Here is a 17,280-nt window from a genome sequence, read left to right as displayed (position 1 = left end):
TGGCTTAAAAGGTTTGTACAAGCCGTGCTATCTGCTGAACTGTCAACCTTGAGTAACAGGCGCCGATACCAGCAGACAGATGGCTTCTGTCACTTCCCGGGTGGTGGCGTGCCCGCCAAGATCCTGAGTGTGCAGTGCAGGGTTGGCCGTGACGGTTTCGATGGCCTGCATGGTTTTTGCCGCAGCCTGGTGCTCACCCAGGTGTTCCAGCAGCATCACCACAGACCAGAATGTACCGATAGGGTTGGCCAGGCCTTTACCCATGATGTCAAAGGCTGAGCCGTGAATCGGCTCGAACATCGAGGGGTAGCGGCGCTCGGGGTCGATGTTGCCAGTGGGTGCGATGCCCAGGCTGCCGGCCAGTGCGGCGGCCAGATCGCTGAGGATATCCGCGTGAAGGTTTGTGGCAACAATGGTGTCCAACGAGGCAGGGCGGTTGACCATGCGCGCGGTGGCGGCGTCGACCAACTCTTTGTCCCAGGTAACATCCGGAAATTCCTGCGCGATCTGGTGGGCGATCTCATCCCACATCACCATGGCGTGGCGCTGTGCGTTGCTTTTGCTGATCACCGTGAGGAGGCGGCGTGGCCGTGATTGCGCCAGGCGAAATGCAAAGCGCATGATGCGTTCGACACCCGTACGTGTGAGGATGGACAGATCGGTGGCGGTTTCCAGTGCGTGCCCCTGATGAACCCTGCCACCGACGCCCGAGTATTCGCCCTCTGAGTTTTCGCGCACGATCACCCAATCCAGATCCTTGGGCGTGCAGCGTTTCAGGGGTGCATCGATGCCCGGGAGTATCCGTGTAGGGCGCACATTGGCGTATTGATCCAGCCCCTGGCAGATTTTTAGCCTGAGACCCCAGAGGGTGATGTGGTCGGGAATGTGGGGGTCTCCGGCAGAGCCAAACAAAATAGCGTCCTTATCCCGCAGGGCTTCCAGACCATTGTCGGGCATCATCACGCCATGAGCCCGATAGTAGTCTGCGCCCCAGTCAAAATCCGTGAACTCAACGGAGAACTGTCCGTCTACGCCGGCCAACACCTGTAGCAGCTGACGGCCTGCGGGGATGACTTCTTTGCCGATTCCATCACCTGGGATGGTTGCGATGCGGTAACTTCTCATGGTGCTTTCCTGAATATCAAAGTCCCTATTTTTGCCCAACCATGGGTTGATAAATCATGGTTTCCTACATAGCATGCTTAACTATGATTCATAGGTGAGATCATGAGTGAAATTGTTCAGGCAGCGGATTTTGGTTTTTTCTCTGCGTTGGCCAGTGCAGGCAGTCTCAGTGCAGCTGCGCGAGAGCTTGGGTTGACGCCTGCCGCTGTCAGCAAGCGCTTGGCGCAGATGGAACGCCGTGCAGGGGTGCCATTGGTTACCCGAACCACCCGCCGCATGTTGCTGACGCCCGAAGGTGAGGTGTATCTGCAACATGCCCGCCGGATCCTTGAGGAGGTGGACGCATTAAGCAACTTGCTGGGTGGTGCCCAGCAACGGCCCACTGGTCTGTTGCGGGTCAATGCAACGCTTGGTTTTGGGCGTAGCCACGTGGCGCCAGTGATCTCGTCCTTTATCACCGCCTATCCTGAGGTATCTGTCCAGCTGCAGCTATCAGTGTCTCCGCCGCTCTTAACCGAGGATGCTTACGATGTTTGCGTCCGGTTTGGTGAACCCCCTGATGGCCGGGTGGTGGCCAAATGGCTGGCACCCAATCGTCGGCTGCTGTGCGCCACACCGGCCTATCTGGCCCGTCATGGTGTGCCGGAGACACCCCGCGACCTCGCCAGACATTGTTGTATTGGTATCCGGCAGGGGGATGAGGCTTATGGTGTCTGGCGGTTAAGCAACCGGCGTGCCGTGGCCGGCAAGGCCGAGACGATTCGTATCCATGGATCCCTGGCGACCAATGACGGGGAGATTGCCGTCAAGTGGGCGCTGGATCATCACGGGATTCTGATGCGGGCAGAATGGGACATCCGGGAGTATCTGCAAGATGGGCGCTTGCGTGTGGTGCTGCCGGATTACGCCACACCCGACGCAGATATCTACGCTGTTTATGCGCAGCGCCACCAGTTTTCCACGCGGGTGCGTGTCTTTGTGGATTATCTGGCGGCTGCGTTAAGCAAGGTGCACGGGGTGCGCGTATCCTGATCTATCTGCAGAGATGTGTCAGGGCTTGGCAGAGCTGATGTGCGCTGCAATTGCCTGGCCAACCTGTGTGGTGCTGGCAGATCCGCCCAGATCGGGCGTGCGTGGGCCGCTTTCCAGGACATGCTCGATGGCTGTCATCAGTGAGTGCGCAGCCTCCAGACACGCGGGCGTCTGTTCGCCAAAAAACTCCAGCATCATCGCCGCCGACCAGATCATGCCCACCGGGTTGGCAATATTTTTTCCGTAGATGTCCGGCGCAGAGCCATGGACGGGTTCGAACAGCGAGGGGTAGGTACGCTCTGGATTAAGGTTTGCCGACGGGGCAATGCCAATCGTGCCAGTGCAGGCGGGCCCGAGATCAGACAAAATGTCGCCAAACAGATTGGAAGCCACCACCACGTCAAAGCGATCGGGCTGCAATACAAACCGGGCGCACAAAATGTCGATGTGGTGTTTATCCCAGGTGATGTCCGGATACTTGGCCCCCATGGCGGCCAGGCGCTCATCCCAGTAAGGCATGCTGATGGCGATGCCATTGGATTTGGTGGCCGAGCTGACGTGATGGCGTGGGCGCCTTTTTGCGAGTTCGAAGGCAAACTGAAGTACGCGGTCGATTCCGTGGCGTGAAAACACGGATTCTTGAATGACGATTTCGCGCTCTGTGCCCTGGTAGATCCGGCCGCCAAGATTGGTGTACTCGCCCTCGGTGTTTTCACGCACCACCATGAAGTCGATGTCGCCAGGTGCGCGGCCGGCCAGAGGAGAGGGTACGCCGGGCATCAAGCGCACGGGACGCAAATTGATGTATTGATCGAAACCCCGGCGGAACTTGAGCAGTGAGCCCCACAGCGACACGTGATCCGGTACGGTGTCCGGCCAGCCCACAGCGCCAAAAAGAATGGCGTCAAAGTGGCGGGTTTGTTCAAACCAGTCTTCGGGCATCATGGTGCCGTGAGCCTGCCAGTATTGTGCGCATGCCCAGTCGAAGTGCTGAAATTGCAGGTTCAGACCATGTTTGCTTGAAAGTGCTTCGAGCGCGCGCAGTGCCTCGGGCATCACTTCGCGGCCGATGCCGTCGCCTGGGATGACGGCGATACGTAAGGGTTTCATTCGTGTCTCCATGAAATGCAATGCAGTTTAGCCCAGCAGTGCCAGTGAGGCTGCCCAGCCTCAGGCCGGCTGCGATGCTCCCGAACATCGGTGGTGCGGAGGGCCATCAGATCAGGGATCCAGTGGAATTATCCGAACAAGAACCCAGGTGGCAGGGGCACCAGCAGAAAGTAGTCGAACACCATATATACGACGAAACTGACCACAGCCCCCAGACCCAAAGCCCTTACGATACCCCGTGCACCCGCGTGGCGATCGCCCAGGTACCAGGCGATGGCGCCAAAGCCCAGGGTGCCAGTAAGCGCAAAGCCCACAGAACGGTACAAGCTTGTCCAGAGTGCAAGCAGGACAATCACTACCAATACCTGTTGCAGGCCTGATGACGTGGGGGCATCGTCTTCGGAGGCTTCGGTTTGGTCTTTGGGCATGGCCGACCAGGGTGTAAACGACAGGATCAAGGTAAGCACAATGAAGAAGACCATGAAGGCCATCATGGTGTCAGGAAACATGCCGCCAAAGGGGCTGGTGTAGTCACGCTGCACCCATAGCGTTGCCACAAAGGCAAGCATCAGCAGTGACCCCAGGCGGTCGCGAAGCAGTGGGCTCATGGTTATGCCTCTTTAGAGAGAAGGTCGGGTGTTGGGCCGGCGCAGCCGTGTCCACAGGGGGCCAAAATACGGCCACAAGAAGGAAAACACTGACAGAGCGATGAGGATCCAGGACAGCGGATTCACAAAGAGTGCATACCAGGAGTGTTCGTAGCTGGCACCCATCAGATTGGCCTGAACCAACCCGGTTTCCATAATCGGGCCCAGAATCAGCCCCAGCACGATGGGTGCCGCATTGAAACCAAAGTAGCGCAGGACGTACCCCGCAACACCGAAGCCCAGCATCAGGATGACATCCAGAAAATTATTGCGGATCGCATAAGAACCCACGATGGTCAGGATAGCGATGCCAGGCACCAGATAACGCACCGGCAGGCGCGATACAAACCGAGCCAGCAACCTGCCGCCGTACAGGCCCACGGGCACCATCACCAATGCCGACAGCCCCACACCCAGCATAAACGTGTAGGTGATGTCTGCGTGCTCTGAGAAAAGCTGCGGCCCCGGGCGTAGGCCCTGCATCATCAGGGCGCCATAAATAATGGCGTCTGGCGGGGCTCCCGGGATACCGAGCGTCAGCAGGGGGATTAGGCCGCCGCCCACCACGGCGTTGTTGGCGGTTTCGGTGGCCACCACCCCCTCAAGCTTGCCGGTACCAAATTCTTCGGGTGTTTTGGAAGCCCGCTTGGCTTCGTTGTAGGACACCAGATTGGCGATACTGCCACCCGCACCCGGCAAAATGCCTACGACCGTGCCGATGATGGAAGACCGCAGCAAATTGCCTGGCATGCCAAAAACACGCCGGACAGTTGTGCCCAGTACCCCTTTGGCACGCCGATAATCGATACTGTTTTTACCACTCGAAGAATGAAAAACCAGATTGAGGAGCTCGGGGATACAAAACAGCCCGATCAGAATCACGATCAGATCCACCCCTGCCTGCATGGCGGGCGAACCAAACGTAAAGCGTACATCGCCACCCACTGGCGCGATGCCGATGGTGGAGATCAGAACACCAAATGCGGCACCTGTCATGCCTTTTAAAAACGCACCTGAGGACAGGCTTGAAATGATGGTGATGCCAAACACCCCTACCCAGAAATACTCTGCCGGGCCAAAGCGCAGGGCAATATCTGCCAACAACGGGCTCAAAAAAATCAGGCAGATAACCCCAAATACACCACCAATGGCCGAGCCCACGGTGGCGCCGATCACGGCTTCTTCGCCGCGGCCCTGCCGGGCCATGGGGTAGCCATCAAATGTGGTGCCGATCGAGCTGGGCGTGCCCGGGGTGTTGATCAGGATAGCGCTGAAACAGCCGCCATAAATAGCTCCCATGTAGATGGAGCCCAATAAAACCAGGCCCCCGATGGGATCCATGTTGAAGGTAAAGGGCACCAGCAAGGCCACGGCCATGGTGGCAGTGAGACCAGGCAGGGCGCCGATGACCATACCGGCCACGGTACCCGCCACAATCAGCGCCAGGTTGTCGAAGGTTAAAAGATGGATGAGGCCTAGCCAGATGGCTTCAGTCATGGATCACCTGTGCGTGAAAGTGGCGGGAATATGGATGTTTTGTTGATTGCCAAGCCTACTTGAGACGGCCGAGCTCCTTCATCAGTGCCTTGTACTCAACCATTTTTTTCTTCACGAGTTCGAGTGATGCCTCGGGGCCCATGTACTCGATCTTGAAGCCGTTTTCATCCATCTTTTGTTTGACTTCAGGGTCTTTCATAACCTTTTCGAAAGCATCGGCCAGCACTTTGACGCGGTCGTCCGGGGTGCCCGGAGGCGCGGCAACACCGCGATAGGCGCCCTCAACCACATCGAAGCCCAGCTCTTTGAACGTGGGGACATCACCCAGAACCTCCATGCGCTCTTCGGAGGCAATCGCCAGCGGACGGAACTTGTCCTTGTACTGCACGCCCATGGTGGAGTATGTCATCAGGGCTGTGACGTGACCGCCCAGCAGGGCCGGGACGGCGGCGCCGCTGCCACTGAAGGGAATGTAGGTGAGTTTGATGCCGGCCGCCTTGTTCAGCATGGCGGTGCCTAGGTCGTTAGCGCTGGATGAACCGCTGCCCCCCACAGTCACTACGCCGGGTGGGTTTTTCTTGGCGTAATCGATAAGGTCCTGCAGGGTTTTAAAGGGGCTGTCCTGGCGCACCACCAGAAGGTCGGGGGTGCTTTCAAAGAAGTAGATGCTTTTTAGATCAAGCGTCTTGAAGCCGGCATCGCCGCGCTCCAGGGGTTGCAGCACGATATGGGGCAGATTATGCCCGGCAAAGGTGTAGCCGTCGGGTTTTGAGTGGATAAGCTCGGACCAGCCCACCGAGCCGCCGCCCCCAATTTTGTAGACAATGTTGACGTCTTGGCCGAGTACTTTCTCTAGGGGTTGCTCTTGGATACGGGCGGTGATGTCGGACTCGCCACCCGGGTTGAAGGCCATGATATAGGTTAGGGGTTTGTCAGGAAATTCGGCCTGACTGGGGGCGGAGAATCCGACAGCCGCCAGGGCCAGGGTGAGACCGGCAAAGGTACGGATGGGTTTCTTCATCTGTATGTCTCCTCGTATGGACCGAAAGGTTCCGGAGGAGCCGGATGTTTCGGCCGATTTTATATGCATGGCTGCCACCGTTTCAGCAGCCTGCTGCGTACCATTCTAATCAACTGTTTGTTGATGATTAGGCCTGTCATGCAAAGCTTGTTTAACTGAAACTTAAAAGTGAAAGCGAGGACTGCAGGTGAATACCTGTGGCCGCAAACCTGGTCGGCAATGCCTACAATAGGCTGTGACACGCAGCTGCGCTGACTCATTTATATGGATCATCATGAACGATATTTCCCTCGAACAAAATCCCTTTAGCCTGGTGGGCAAGGTGGTGCTCTTGACAGGCTGTGGCTCTATCGGCGATGGGTGGGGTAATGGCAAAGCCACAGCTGTGCTTTGTGCACAGCGTGGTGCCAAGGTGTTTGGTGTCGACCTCCATCTGGAGGCGGCGCGCGAGACTCAGCGTGAAATTGAATCGCGGGGTGGCGTTGCCTATGTTGAATGTCGGGATGCTACCTCGTCCGAGGACGTGGACGCCATGGTGCAGGCATGCCTGACTCGCTGGGGGCGTATCGATGTGCTGATCAATAATGTCGGGCGCTCTGAACCCGGTGATCCCGTGACGCTGTCCGAGGAGGTCTGGGCCGGGCAGCTGCAGGTTAATCTGAATGCTGCGTTTCTCAGCATGAAAAAAGTGATCCCCCTGATGGCGGCGCAAGGTGGGGGATCGATTGTAAATGTGTCTTCGGTGGCCGGGTTGCGCTACATTGGCAAGCCTCAGGTGGGCTATGCGGCTGCCAAGGCCGCACTGATGCAAATGAGTGCTACCACGGCCGTCATTCATGCCCGCGAAAACGTGCGTGTCAATTGTGTTGTACCTGGCCTGATGCATACGCCCCTGGTCTCCCGTCTGGCGGATAAATACGCTGGCGGAGACTACGAGGGCTTTATCAAAACCCGCGAGCAGCAGGTACCCATGGGGCGCATGGGTGATGCCTGGGATGTGGCCTGGGCAGTGCTGTTTCTGGCTTCTGATCAAAGCCGCTACATCACCGGCACACAGATGGTGGTGGATGGCGGCCTGACCTGCGCCACCCGTTAGTGCCAACTTACGTAGCCTCGGCCGTCACCATTGCTTGAGGTGGCGCTCGCCGCAAGCGAATCAGGATGGCTAGGCCGGCCGTGGCTGCCACCAGCCCTACCCAGGTGGGTATGGTGGCCAGGATGGCAACGCTTAGCCAGCACAGGGTATCCACTGCACGCCACGGGGTTACGCGGGCGCCTCCGAACAGGTAGGCAAAGGCTGCCACAAACACCATACCGCTCAGTGCTGCTTCGAAATAGCCGGTTTCAAGGCCTGGAGTCAGCATGCTGGGGTACAGCAAAAACAGAAACGGAATGACATAGGTGACGGCGCCCAGCATGACGGCACGTTTTGCAACCAGACCCCATTTTTCGCCGGCCAGGCCTGCTGCCACAAATACCCCTACGCACACGGGTGGCGTGATCACCGACAAGGTGGCGTAGTAAAAGACAAACATGTGTGCGGTGATCGCGGAGACACCCGCCTCCATCAGGGCGGGCGCCAGTGTGGCCGCCACCAGCACGTAGGCGGCAGTCGTGGGGATTCCCATCCCCAGGATCATGCACACAATGGCCACAATCAGGCTGATCCAAAGCAGGGATGCGCTGCCATCGCCCACGATCATGGACGAGAGAGTGACCCCCACGCCGGTCATATTGATCATGGCGACCAGAATTTGTGCGCCCGCCAGCAAGATCCCCACGATAATCAGGCCGGTGGCACCTTCATCCAGGGCTGCGCGGATTTGTGTGATCATGGCTTTGGCCAGGGGCGAAGCTGCAGGCGTATCGCGACTGGCTTTTTTACCGCCGCGTATCTGCACGGCGAGCCCGGACACCAGCATCCCGACAATCGCCCCGATAATGCCGTAAAACGCTGCGGTTGGCAGGGAATTTCCGCGCAAAATGCCTAGGGTGAGCCCACCCAGCGAGAGCACGATGGGGGCCAGGCGGTCGATGGTGAGGATGGCTGACCATCGCGGGATCTGGTCTTCGGGCACGTGGCCCAAGTGTTCTTGTTGTGCCGTGATGTGGACGGTGGCAAAAACACCAAAGTAAAAAAGGAAAGCAGGCAGTACGGCTGCTGCTGCGATGGTGAGGTAGTTGCTGCCGATGATTTCGGCCATGATGAAGGCGGCCGCGCCCATGATCGGCGGTGCCAGTTGCCCGCCGGTTGAGGCGACGGCCTCGACGGCACCTGCCAATGCTGCCGGGTAGCCCAGGCGTTTCATCAATGGGATTGTGAAGGCGCCCGTGGTGGCTACGTTACCCACAGCACTGCCACTGACCATACCAAAGAGGCCCGAAGCCACCGTGGCAATTTTGGCGGCGCCGCCCACCGAGCGGCCGCTGACACGCACTGCCATATCCATAAAGGCGGCGCCGCCCCCGGAGTGCAACAGAAATGCGCCAAACAGCACAAACACGGCGATGATGGTGGATGCGACTCCCAGGAGGGTTCCCCAGATACCGATATCGCCCAGGAGCAGGACTTCTGTCATGAAGTAGATATCAAACCCCCGGTGGCCCAGAGATCCCGGAATATATTGCCCGAAGGCGGCGTACGCCAGGCCAATCAGTACGATTGTCGGGAAGATCAGGCCGATGGCCCGGCGGGAGAGATCCAGCACTGTGATGACAAGCACAGCGGTTAGCGCAATTTCGAGCGGGCCTGCGGTTGGCAGGCTGTTCATGATGCGGTCTGCATTGACCGTCACCCACAGGCAGCTGCCGGCGGCTGCAATGCCCAGCACGGTATCAATCAGCATACCTAGCGGGCGCAACCGGGAATCCTTGAACAAGGGAAATTTCAGCAGGGCGACCAGGATGACAAGCGCCAAAAAAAGCGAGCGTTGTACCAGAGAGCTCTGCGCTCCGAATGCTGCTGTCCACAAGACAAAAAGGCTGAGTGCTAACGTTAGCAGCGAGGCACTTCGGGTGCGCAGAGTATCCATTGGCTTGCTCTCCTGGCGGATGAAACGCCCGATTAACCGATCAGTTTGGCGGGCACGTCGAGCCCGAGTTCTTTGAAGTAACGAACCGCACCCGGGTGCAGGGGCGAAGATGCATATTTAAGCGTCATTGCTGCGATGTCTGCGCCTGCCACGTCGGCCAGGGCGGCGGCCTGCTTGGTTTTATCCTCGCAGATTGCCTTGACAATCTTGTAGGCCGTCTCTTCGTTCATGCTGGCAGCTGCCGCAACACCCAGGCCAAAGCCCCAGGTGGTGTAGGCACCCACACCCGATGCTTCGTCGGCGGGTACGTCAACCAAAGACAGCTCGGGCATCGCCTGGGCGATTTTGTCGCGTTCGGCCGAAGACAGGCTAAGCACATTGATGGGTGTGAAGGCAGCGATTTCTTGTGAAGAGGCATCCAGCTTCAGGCCGGCGCCCGATTTCACGTAGCCGATGACGCGATTGTCCTTGACCGCATCCACGATCTCGCCGGTGGATCCGCGCACTACCTCCGGTTTGACATCCAGCAAAGCCAGTACGGAATCTGCTGTTTTTTCTGTTGCCGAACCCTTCAAGCCTGTATTGAATTTTTTTCCGTTCAGGCCCTGGAGGTTTTCGACGCCGGCATCTTTACGCACCACCACGTTTTGCGGTGCAATCGAGTAGATCCAGAGCAGGCGTGCGGCTTGGGGCTTGCCCTCGAAGGCACCGGTACCTGCGTTGGCGTTATACATGACGTTGGTGGTTACCAGACCGAAATCCACCTGATTGCGTGCCATGCGGCGCAGGTTGTCCATCGTGGCACCGGTTTCGGTTACCGAAGTATCGAGGGTGGGGACTTTCTGGTTGAGCAGCTGTGAAACTGCGACGAAGTAGCCGTATTGGCTGGATGACGATGAAGTGGTGCCGATCAGCAGCCGCTTTTTCTGGGCACTTGCGACCAGAGGGAACATACCCAGTGAAACAGCTGCGGCACCAGTTTTTAATAGGGTGCGGCGGCGGGTAGAGTGGGTTTCTTTCATGACGTGTCTCCTGTGATTATGTAGCCACAATGGCAGTGAAGAATGGCGGATCCAACAGCCAGAACAATGCGGGTTCAGCGGGGTTCTGGCACCCCCCGAATGTGTTCAGGCACAAAGATCTGGTGGCTTAGCAAACAGAATGAAAGCGTCTTGCCATGGGTGTCGAGGTTGAGGCTGCCATTGACGCCACCCTCCAGGACATCGTCCAGCACGAAGTTCATGGCGTGCAGGTTTGGCAGCAGAAAGCGTTGCACGCGCGTGACGCCACGTGTTGCAAACAGCTGGGCCACGCAAGTGTCTGTGACTTCCTCTACCAGCGTTGGCCAGATCTCGGGGCTGTAGGCAATCAGGCTGATGTTCAGACGATTGCCTTTGTCACCCGCGCGGGCATGGGCAAGCTGGTGTAATGGCGTCAAGGTTTTAGGCATCTCTCAGGCCTCCGCCAAAAAATAATGGCTGGTGTGTACTTTGGTGCGCGGTACCAGGTAGGACACCGTGCGGATCCGGTTCTGGGTTCGTGTGCGGATGCCGCCGCCGCCTGCCGGGCCGGTGCAATAGAGGGCTGATACCTCTTGCAGTGCCTGCTCAACCGCGTGCTTTGTATCCGCACTGACCGCAAGCCGCATTCGGATGTCTTCTGAAAACGGCGGACATGCCTGCTGCCTGAGGGCCCCGTTTTCGCTGTCAAACACGCTGACCGCACCAATCAGGTCAAAACGCCGGCGCACATCCAGGCCCTTGTTGTGCAGGCGTGCTTCAAGGATCTCGGCGGCAAGCCGGGCCCGGGCCATCGCGTTGGGGCCCGCATATGAGATTTCTCCTTCGCCCAGCCAGTCGCCTGTGAAGCCGACAGTCATTTTCAGGGTGTCCGGACGAGGCCGGCCGTGTGCACCGCGAACGGCCACCCTGTTGGGGCTGGTTGGCTGGAGGGTGACGTCTGTGATGTCCAGTACAACATCAGGAGTCAGGTAGGCGGCAGGATCGTGGATCTCGTAGAGAATCTGTTCTTTGACGGTGCGCAGGTCGACCAGCCCGCCGGTATTTCCCGCCTTCGTGATGACAAACGAGGCATCGGCCTGGATTTCCGCAATGGGGTAGCCAATGGTGGCCGGGGAGGGTACATCCTTGTAACCGGGGTCTGCAAAGTAGCCGCCGGTTACTTGTGCCCCGCATTCCAGCAGGTGGCCGGCCAGCGTGGCCTGGGCCAGGCGATCCCAATCATCCCAAGCCCACCCGTAGTGAGCCATGGCCGGGCCCACCACCAGGGCTGGATCGGCGACCCGCCCGGCCACCACAATCTGGGCGCCGGCGCGCAGGGCATCGGCAATCGAGCGGGCGCCAATGTAAACATTGGCAGAGACGATCTGCCCGGTGTCACTGCGCAGCGCAGTGTCGCCCTCCCAGATTTCCAGGCCTGTGAGATCGAGCCCGTCGAGGAGGTCGTCGCCCGTGATCACGGCGATCTTGGTGTCCGTGAATCCTTGAGCCCGAGCGATCTGCTGGATCAGGCGCGCCGCCGCCTGCGGGTTGGCCGCGCCAAAGTTGCCGATGATGGCTATGCCCGCACGCAAGCAATCTGCCAAAATGGGCGTGACGATGTCTGCCAGTAAAGGCTCGTAGCCTTTGTCTTTATTGCTGCGCTTGGCCACTTGCCCCAGTGCCAGCGTGCGCTCGCCGAGCGTTTCAAAGATCACGGCGCCCGGATGACCTGACGCAATGATGGATGCCACCACAGCCTGGGCGGCATCGGTTCGATCGCCGGAAAAACCAGCGCCACTTCCGATCAGATACAAGGTTGTCTCCTGCAATGCCTGTTATAGATTCTTGGCGGCATGAAGATTCATCTTAGGTCGGGTTGTTTAATAATAGAATTGAAATTTCTGTATCTCAGTGATTTGAAAATCAAATGAAACAAGGATTCCGGCACATTCGTGCGTTTTTGCAGGCGGCACAGTCGGGCAGCTTCACGCAGGCGGCAACCGTGCTGCATGTGTCGCAGCCGGCGCTCACTGTGCAGATCCGGCAGCTCGAAGAAGAGCTGGGTGTCAGGCTCTTCGACCGGGACCGCCGTCGCGTTACCTTGACTCCGGCCGGTCGCAATATGATTGCGCCTTTGCAAAGAATTCTGGATGAGTTCCAGGGCGCGGTCGAGCAGGCACACGATCTGGCCGGGCTGCAGCGCGGCCGGCTGACGATTGCCGCATTGCCCTCAATTGCGGCGGCTTGGTTGCCGGGTTTGATCCGAACGTTTCATGCACAGCATCCCGGTATCGAAATTCGTATTGCCGATGTCCCTGCCACCCGGCTTCAGGCTTTAGTGCGGGACGAAGAAGCCGATCTGGGCCTGGGCCCATGGGTGAGTCGCGACCGTGCCTTGCAGTTTCAGGCTTTGCTTGAAGATCAGATGCATGTGTTTTTTCCGGCTGGACATCCTCTGGAAGCCAGCCGGCGACCAACGCTGGGAAAACTTGCTGGTTATCCTCATGTGCTTACCGGTCAAGGCACCAGTGTTCGCGAAGTGCTGCATCGCGCATTGGAAGTCGCCGGTTTGGATGTCGAGGTTGTCTGTGAAGTGGCGTATCTTTCAACCGCTATCGGGATGGTTCGGGCAGGCCTGGGAGTGGCGATCTTGCCGGTCTCCACAGTGTCGGCAGCGCCCTGTGCCGACCTTGAACATCGGCCCGTGGCCAGCACCCATCTCAATCGTCAGCTGGGTTTGATTACCGCCAAAAGAAAGGCGCCGTCGCCAGCTGCTGCTGCTTTTATTACCGCCTTGATCGCTGCCAAAGGGGCTTTGGGTGGTGAGTTTGCGTGATGCTGCACCCGCCCGCGGCAACAAGGGCTTGCAGGTTTTTTCTGTAAGCCCTTGTTCTTCTTGCGTGTCAGGGCCCGATCCTGAGCTGGCCCGATGCTGCGTTGGTGTCAGAAGAAGCCCAGTGCATTTGGGTTGTAACTTACCAGCAGGCATTTGGTTTGCTGGTAGGCGCCCAGCGCCATTTTGTGGGTTTCGCGCCCAATGCCGGATTGCTTGTAGCCCCCGAAGGCCGCGTGGGCGGGGTAGAGGTTGTAGCAGTTCGTCCAGACACGTCCGGCCTGTACTTCACGGCCTACCCGATAGGCCTGCGAGCCATCGCGCGACCAGACACCCGCCCCCAGGCCGTAGTAAGTATCATTGGCGATCGCGATGGCTTCGTCCTCTTCCTTGAAGGTTGTCACCGACGCGACGGGGCCAAAGATCTCCTCTTGAAAGATCCGCATGCTGTTGTTGCCAAAGAGCAGGGTGGGCTTGACGTAAAAGCCCTCGTCGAGACCGGCACCTGGTACGTTGCGGCTGCCGCCTGTCAGGCATTGCGCGCCTTCATCGCGTCCGATATCGATATAGCCCAGGATCTTGTTCATTTGTGCCTGAGACACCTGGGCGCCCAGCATGGTGGATGCTTCCAGCGGGTGACCGGTCTTCATGGCTTCCACTCGCTTGACTGCCCGTTCGATAAAGCGTTCGTAAATGGATTCCTGCACCAGAATGCGTGAGGGGCAGGTGCAGATCTCGCCCTGGTTCAGGGCAAACATACTGAAACCTTCCAGTGTCTTGTCAAAAAATGCGTCGTCCTGATCCATGACGCTGGCAAAGAAAATGTTAGGGCTCTTGCCACCCAACTCTACTGTGCTGGGGATCAGGTTGTCGGCCGCTGCGTGCAGGATGTGTTGGCCCGTGGGGGTAGAGCCTGTAAAGGCAATTTTGTTGATGCGTTTGCTGGTTGCCAGCGCCTGCCCGGCTTCCTTGCCAAAGCCGTTGACGATATTGAGTACGCCCGGGGGCAGCAGATCGCCCACCAGCTCCATCAATACCAGGATCGATGCCGGGGTTTGCTCGGCTGGCTTGAGCACCACGCAGTTGCCGGCAGCCAGGGCGGGCCCAAGTTTCCAGGCGGCCATCAGCAGTGGGAAGTTCCAGGGGATGATCTGTCCCACTACGCCCATGGGCTCATGGAAGTGATAGGCCACCGTGTTCTTGTCGATCTCGGAGATCCCGCCTTCCTGGGCACGGATGCAGCCGGCAAAATAGCGCAGGTGGTCGATGGCCAGGGGGATATCGGCGTTCAGGGTTTCACGGATGGGCTTGCCATTGTCGATGGTTTCCGCTGCGGCCAGGAGGCCCAGATTCTGTTCCATGCGGTCGGCCATGCGCAATAGCACTCCGGCACGGTCAGCCACCGAGGTTTCGCCCCAGGCCTTGCGCGCCGCGTGGGCGGCGTCCAGGGCCAACTCGATGTCGTCGGCCCCGGATCTGGGTACCTCGCAGAACACTTGCCCGGTGATGGGCGATAGATTGTCGAAATACTGCTTGCTGACAGGTGCTACCCAGCGCCCGCCGATGTAGTTCTCGTAATGGTTCTTATAGGGGAAGTCCAGGTCTATCCCGAAATGCTTCAGGTCGGTCATGTTCATTGCTGTCTCCTTGGGTAATGGCATCGTTGAGGCAAATGCCGATTCATCAGGGCATCTGTGTTGATGCTTATGGAGTACCAAGCAATATTGATGCCAACACGCCCATCCGGTGCTCGTCGTCCGGGTCTGGCCGCCTTCGGCGTGAAGTGTGGTTCCTTTCACAATATAGGAGGCCACTGCGGTTTTCCTATCTTTGGATCCAAGCTTTTCTTATGGCCGTTGCAATGGCATACTGGTTTAAAAATACGTTTAAAAACAGCGAACTGTCGCATTTTGCGACACTTGCCCGTGATTCGTGCGACGTGTGTGTTGCATTCTGCACCGTTGCCGGCACAGGCCCGGATGGAGAGACCGTCATGCCGCATTCAATGCCGCTTACCCTCGCCGCAGGCGCCCAGATTGATGCATCCTCTTTAATCCATCGATCCTGGGCACGCTGCGCCAAGCTCGATCCGCATCTGCTGGTTGATCCCAACCCCTTGTCGCGGGCGGATCTCACCTTTCAGATCGAAGCCAATCAGGCCTTGCTGCGGCACGCAGAATCCAGCCTGAGCGCGTTGGGCGCACTGGCGCAGGCCAACAATGGTATTGCGATCCTGGCAGCACCTGATGGCCTCATCCTGCACGAGCAGGGCAACCCCAATTTTCTTGATAAGGCGCAGCGTGTTGCCCTGCGGCCTGGCGTCAATTGGGCCGAGTCCCAGCGCGGCACCAATGCGATCGGCACAGCGCTGTACGATGGTCGTGCCGTCCGCATTCACGGCGCGGAGCATTTTCTTGCCCGTAATCAGGTACTCAGTTGTCATGCGGCCCCCATCCTCTCGGCCACCGGCAGCATCCTTGGTGTCCTCGACCTTTCCAGCCCAGCCAACGTACTGTGTGGCTATGCCTTGGCCCTGGTGCAGCAGCTTGCTACCGGTATCAGCAATCTGATGATGCTTGAGAGCCCGCTGCAGCGGCTTGAATTCCACCTGGGTGAGCCGCACACCCGCGGTATGCCAACCGCCATCTTGTTGCTGGACGATAGGCAGTGCATCGCGGGTGCCAATGAAGCCGCCCTGCATGTTCTGGGCACCGACTGGCGGCTGCTGGGCACGCCATGTGCCCAATGGATAGAGGGTGACTTGCATTCCGGTGGCACCTTATTGCATCGCCACGATGGCCTGATGCTCTCCGGGCGTCTGCTTTCTGGCATCCAACCAGGTAGCCTCTTCAGACAGTGGCCGGCCAAACCAGTTGCCTTGCAGCGGTCGGCAGACACGCTCCCGGAGCCCGATACCATCAGCCGTCCGTTGCTTGCGCAAGCGGTTCGCGCGGTCGACAGCCAGTTGGCCGTCTTGTTGCATGGCGAAACCGGTACGGGCAAGGAAGTGATGGCACGGCATATTCACGCCCGAAGCCAGCATCATGCGGGGACATTTGTGGCCGTCAATTGCGCCGCCTTGCCCGAGCACCTGATCGAATCCGAGCTCTTTGGCTACGAGCCAGGCGCTTTTACGGGCGCGCGGCGTGAAGGCGCCCGTGGCCTGCTACGCCAGGCACACGAAGGCACCCTGTTTCTGGATGAGATCGGTGATATGCCGTTGGGCCTGCAAACGCGGCTGTTGCGCGTTCTGCAAGAACGTGAGGTGCAGCCGTTGGGTTCTGAAAAGCGCATTGCACTTGATTTCAACCTGGTTAGTGCCAGCCACCAGAATCTAAGCAAACGAGTCGCTGAGGGCTTGTTTCGCGCTGATCTTTATTACCGTTTGCAGGGTATTCCCATAGAGCTGCCACCTTTGCGGCGGCGCCCCGATTTATCGCACTTCATCGCCAACCAGTATGCCGGCCTGGGCGGGGCCTTGGCCACCCAGACGCTTGAGATACTGGCAGGCTATTCCTGGCCGGGCAATTATCGCGAGTTAAACAGCCTGTTGCGACGTCTGCGTTGTCAGTGTCCCCAGGATGGCCCGTTGCTGCCGCAGCAACTGCCCCAGGCGGTTGTCTCGATGTGCCTGGGATCCACGCGCGATTGGGCCACGGATGCGCCACACGGCCCAGCCATGCAGGCTGAAGCGCCCGCCATACCGATCCCGTTTTCTGCATCACCATCATCGTCTCCGGTGCCAGGGGTCGTTGGCACAACTGGCCGGCTGAGCGAGCTGGAGCAGTCTGCCATTTACCAAACCTTGCACGATTGTGCCGGCAATGTCACCGAGGCGGCCCGGCGTCTCGGTATTCATCGCAGCACCTTGTATCGCAAGCTGAAGGGCTAGTTCTTCACGGTTGTCTTTGTGGGCCACGAGCGAACGTGATTGATCGCGCACAGCCTGGCCGTATCAATCGGCCTCTTGGCGCCGCACCCC

Annotated in this window: 14 protein-coding genes; 4 read left to right on the top strand and 10 right to left on the bottom strand. The window is 58.7% G+C overall.

Going from position 1 to position 17,280, the window contains the following annotated elements:
• Positions 1-42: 42 nt before the first annotated feature.
• On the bottom strand, positions 43-1,125 hold the full coding sequence (locus WA928_RS05310; protein ID WP_417276957.1) for a tartrate dehydrogenase: 1,083 nt from the start codon (positions 1,123-1,125) through the stop codon (positions 43-45).
• 102 nt (positions 1,126-1,227) lie between these two features.
• On the opposite strand from WA928_RS05310, the gene WA928_RS05305 reads away from it, so the two are divergent.
• Positions 1,228-2,157: a LysR family transcriptional regulator gene (locus WA928_RS05305; RefSeq protein ID WP_424300502.1), complete on the top strand. Its 930-nt coding sequence runs from the start codon at positions 1,228-1,230 to the stop codon at positions 2,155-2,157.
• A gap of 18 nt (positions 2,158-2,175) precedes the next feature.
• Here the strand turns inward: WA928_RS05305 and WA928_RS05300 are convergent, their stop codons facing one another.
• From WA928_RS05300 to WA928_RS05285, 4 genes are all read right to left on the bottom strand, one after another.
• Positions 2,176-3,267, bottom strand: coding sequence for a tartrate dehydrogenase (locus tag WA928_RS05300; protein ID WP_417276955.1), 1,092 nt, complete (start codon positions 3,265-3,267; stop codon positions 2,176-2,178).
• 128 nt (positions 3,268-3,395) lie between these two features.
• Positions 3,396-3,875: a tripartite tricarboxylate transporter TctB family protein gene (locus WA928_RS05295; protein WP_417276954.1), complete on the bottom strand. Its 480-nt coding sequence runs from the start codon at positions 3,873-3,875 to the stop codon at positions 3,396-3,398.
• A 12-nt stretch (positions 3,876-3,887) separates the two neighbouring features.
• The gene (locus WA928_RS05290) at positions 3,888-5,411 is read right to left on the bottom strand and encodes a tripartite tricarboxylate transporter permease (protein WP_424300498.1); all 1,524 of its coding nucleotides are present in this window, start codon (positions 5,409-5,411) and stop codon (positions 3,888-3,890) included.
• A gap of 55 nt (positions 5,412-5,466) precedes the next feature.
• Positions 5,467-6,432 carry a Bug family tripartite tricarboxylate transporter substrate binding protein gene (locus WA928_RS05285; protein ID WP_424300495.1) on the bottom strand — a complete coding sequence of 322 codons (966 nt, stop codon included), beginning with the start codon at positions 6,430-6,432 and terminating at the stop codon, positions 5,467-5,469.
• 274 nt (positions 6,433-6,706) lie between these two features.
• Between WA928_RS05285 and WA928_RS05280 the strand changes: the two genes are divergently transcribed.
• Positions 6,707-7,528 carry an SDR family NAD(P)-dependent oxidoreductase gene (locus WA928_RS05280; protein ID WP_417276951.1) on the top strand — a complete coding sequence of 274 codons (822 nt, stop codon included), beginning with the start codon at positions 6,707-6,709 and terminating at the stop codon, positions 7,526-7,528.
• A gap of 7 nt (positions 7,529-7,535) precedes the next feature.
• Here the strand turns inward: WA928_RS05280 and WA928_RS05275 are convergent, their stop codons facing one another.
• From WA928_RS05275 to WA928_RS05260, 4 genes are all read right to left on the bottom strand, one after another.
• Positions 7,536-9,464, bottom strand: a complete 1,929-nt coding sequence (locus WA928_RS05275; RefSeq protein ID WP_424300491.1) for a TRAP transporter permease — start codon at positions 9,462-9,464, stop codon at positions 7,536-7,538.
• Positions 9,465-9,496: 32 nt separating this feature from the next.
• The gene (locus WA928_RS05270; RefSeq protein ID WP_424300488.1) at positions 9,497-10,486 is read right to left on the bottom strand and encodes a TAXI family TRAP transporter solute-binding subunit; all 990 of its coding nucleotides are present in this window, start codon (positions 10,484-10,486) and stop codon (positions 9,497-9,499) included.
• Between the two features lie 74 nt (positions 10,487-10,560).
• Positions 10,561-10,914 (bottom strand): AtuA-related protein, encoded by a 354-nt coding sequence (locus tag WA928_RS05265; RefSeq protein WP_417276948.1) that lies wholly within the window; start codon positions 10,912-10,914, stop codon positions 10,561-10,563.
• A gap of 3 nt (positions 10,915-10,917) precedes the next feature.
• Positions 10,918-12,279, bottom strand: a complete 1,362-nt coding sequence (locus WA928_RS05260; RefSeq protein WP_424300484.1) for an acyclic terpene utilization AtuA family protein — start codon at positions 12,277-12,279, stop codon at positions 10,918-10,920.
• A gap of 113 nt (positions 12,280-12,392) precedes the next feature.
• Between WA928_RS05260 and WA928_RS05255 the strand changes: the two genes are divergently transcribed.
• On the top strand, positions 12,393-13,301 hold the full coding sequence (locus WA928_RS05255) for a LysR family transcriptional regulator (protein WP_417276946.1): 909 nt from the start codon (positions 12,393-12,395) through the stop codon (positions 13,299-13,301).
• Positions 13,302-13,408: 107 nt separating this feature from the next.
• Here WA928_RS05255 and WA928_RS05250 read toward each other — a convergent pair whose 3' ends face one another.
• Positions 13,409-14,935, bottom strand: coding sequence for an aldehyde dehydrogenase family protein (locus WA928_RS05250; RefSeq protein WP_424300481.1), 1,527 nt, complete (start codon positions 14,933-14,935; stop codon positions 13,409-13,411).
• Positions 14,936-15,291: 356 nt separating this feature from the next.
• Between WA928_RS05250 and WA928_RS05245 the strand changes: the two genes are divergently transcribed.
• Positions 15,292-17,190 carry a sigma-54-dependent Fis family transcriptional regulator gene (locus WA928_RS05245; protein ID WP_424300478.1) on the top strand — a complete coding sequence of 633 codons (1,899 nt, stop codon included), beginning with the start codon at positions 15,292-15,294 and terminating at the stop codon, positions 17,188-17,190.
• The last annotated feature ends 90 nt before the right edge of the window (positions 17,191-17,280 follow it).

It is taken from the genome of Castellaniella sp., from assembly GCF_049651205.1.
Lineage (GTDB): Bacteria > Pseudomonadota > Gammaproteobacteria > Burkholderiales > Burkholderiaceae_B > Castellaniella.
The sequence above is the reverse complement of the archived record's forward strand: the minus strand, read 5'-3'. Positions and strand labels throughout refer to the sequence as shown.

Excerpts from the sequence above, each read along its gene's own strand:
- WA928_RS05285 (WP_424300495.1), bottom strand. The coding sequence starts at position 6,432 with ATGAAGAAACCCATCCGTACCTTTGCCGGTCTCACCCTGGCCCTGGCG.
- WA928_RS05275 (WP_424300491.1), bottom strand. The coding sequence starts at position 9,464 with ATGGATACTCTGCGCACCCGAAGTGCCTCGCTGCTAACGTTAGCACTC.
- WA928_RS05250 (WP_424300481.1), bottom strand. The coding sequence starts at position 14,935 with ATGAACATGACCGACCTGAAGCATTTCGGGATAGACCTGGACTTCCCC.
- WA928_RS05290 (WP_424300498.1), bottom strand. The coding sequence starts at position 5,411 with ATGACTGAAGCCATCTGGCTAGGCCTCATCCATCTTTTAACCTTCGAC.
- WA928_RS05270 (WP_424300488.1), bottom strand. The coding sequence starts at position 10,486 with ATGAAAGAAACCCACTCTACCCGCCGCCGCACCCTATTAAAAACTGGT.
- WA928_RS05255 (WP_417276946.1), top strand. The coding sequence starts at position 12,393 with ATGAAACAAGGATTCCGGCACATTCGTGCGTTTTTGCAGGCGGCACAG.
- WA928_RS05280 (WP_417276951.1), top strand. The coding sequence starts at position 6,707 with ATGAACGATATTTCCCTCGAACAAAATCCCTTTAGCCTGGTGGGCAAG.
- WA928_RS05245 (WP_424300478.1), top strand. The coding sequence starts at position 15,292 with ATGCCGCATTCAATGCCGCTTACCCTCGCCGCAGGCGCCCAGATTGAT.
- WA928_RS05265 (WP_417276948.1), bottom strand. The coding sequence starts at position 10,914 with ATGCCTAAAACCTTGACGCCATTACACCAGCTTGCCCATGCCCGCGCG.
- WA928_RS05300 (WP_417276955.1), bottom strand. The coding sequence starts at position 3,267 with ATGAAACCCTTACGTATCGCCGTCATCCCAGGCGACGGCATCGGCCGC.
- WA928_RS05295 (WP_417276954.1), bottom strand. The coding sequence starts at position 3,875 with ATGAGCCCACTGCTTCGCGACCGCCTGGGGTCACTGCTGATGCTTGCC.
- WA928_RS05305 (WP_424300502.1), top strand. The coding sequence starts at position 1,228 with ATGAGTGAAATTGTTCAGGCAGCGGATTTTGGTTTTTTCTCTGCGTTG.
- WA928_RS05310 (WP_417276957.1), bottom strand. The coding sequence starts at position 1,125 with ATGAGAAGTTACCGCATCGCAACCATCCCAGGTGATGGAATCGGCAAA.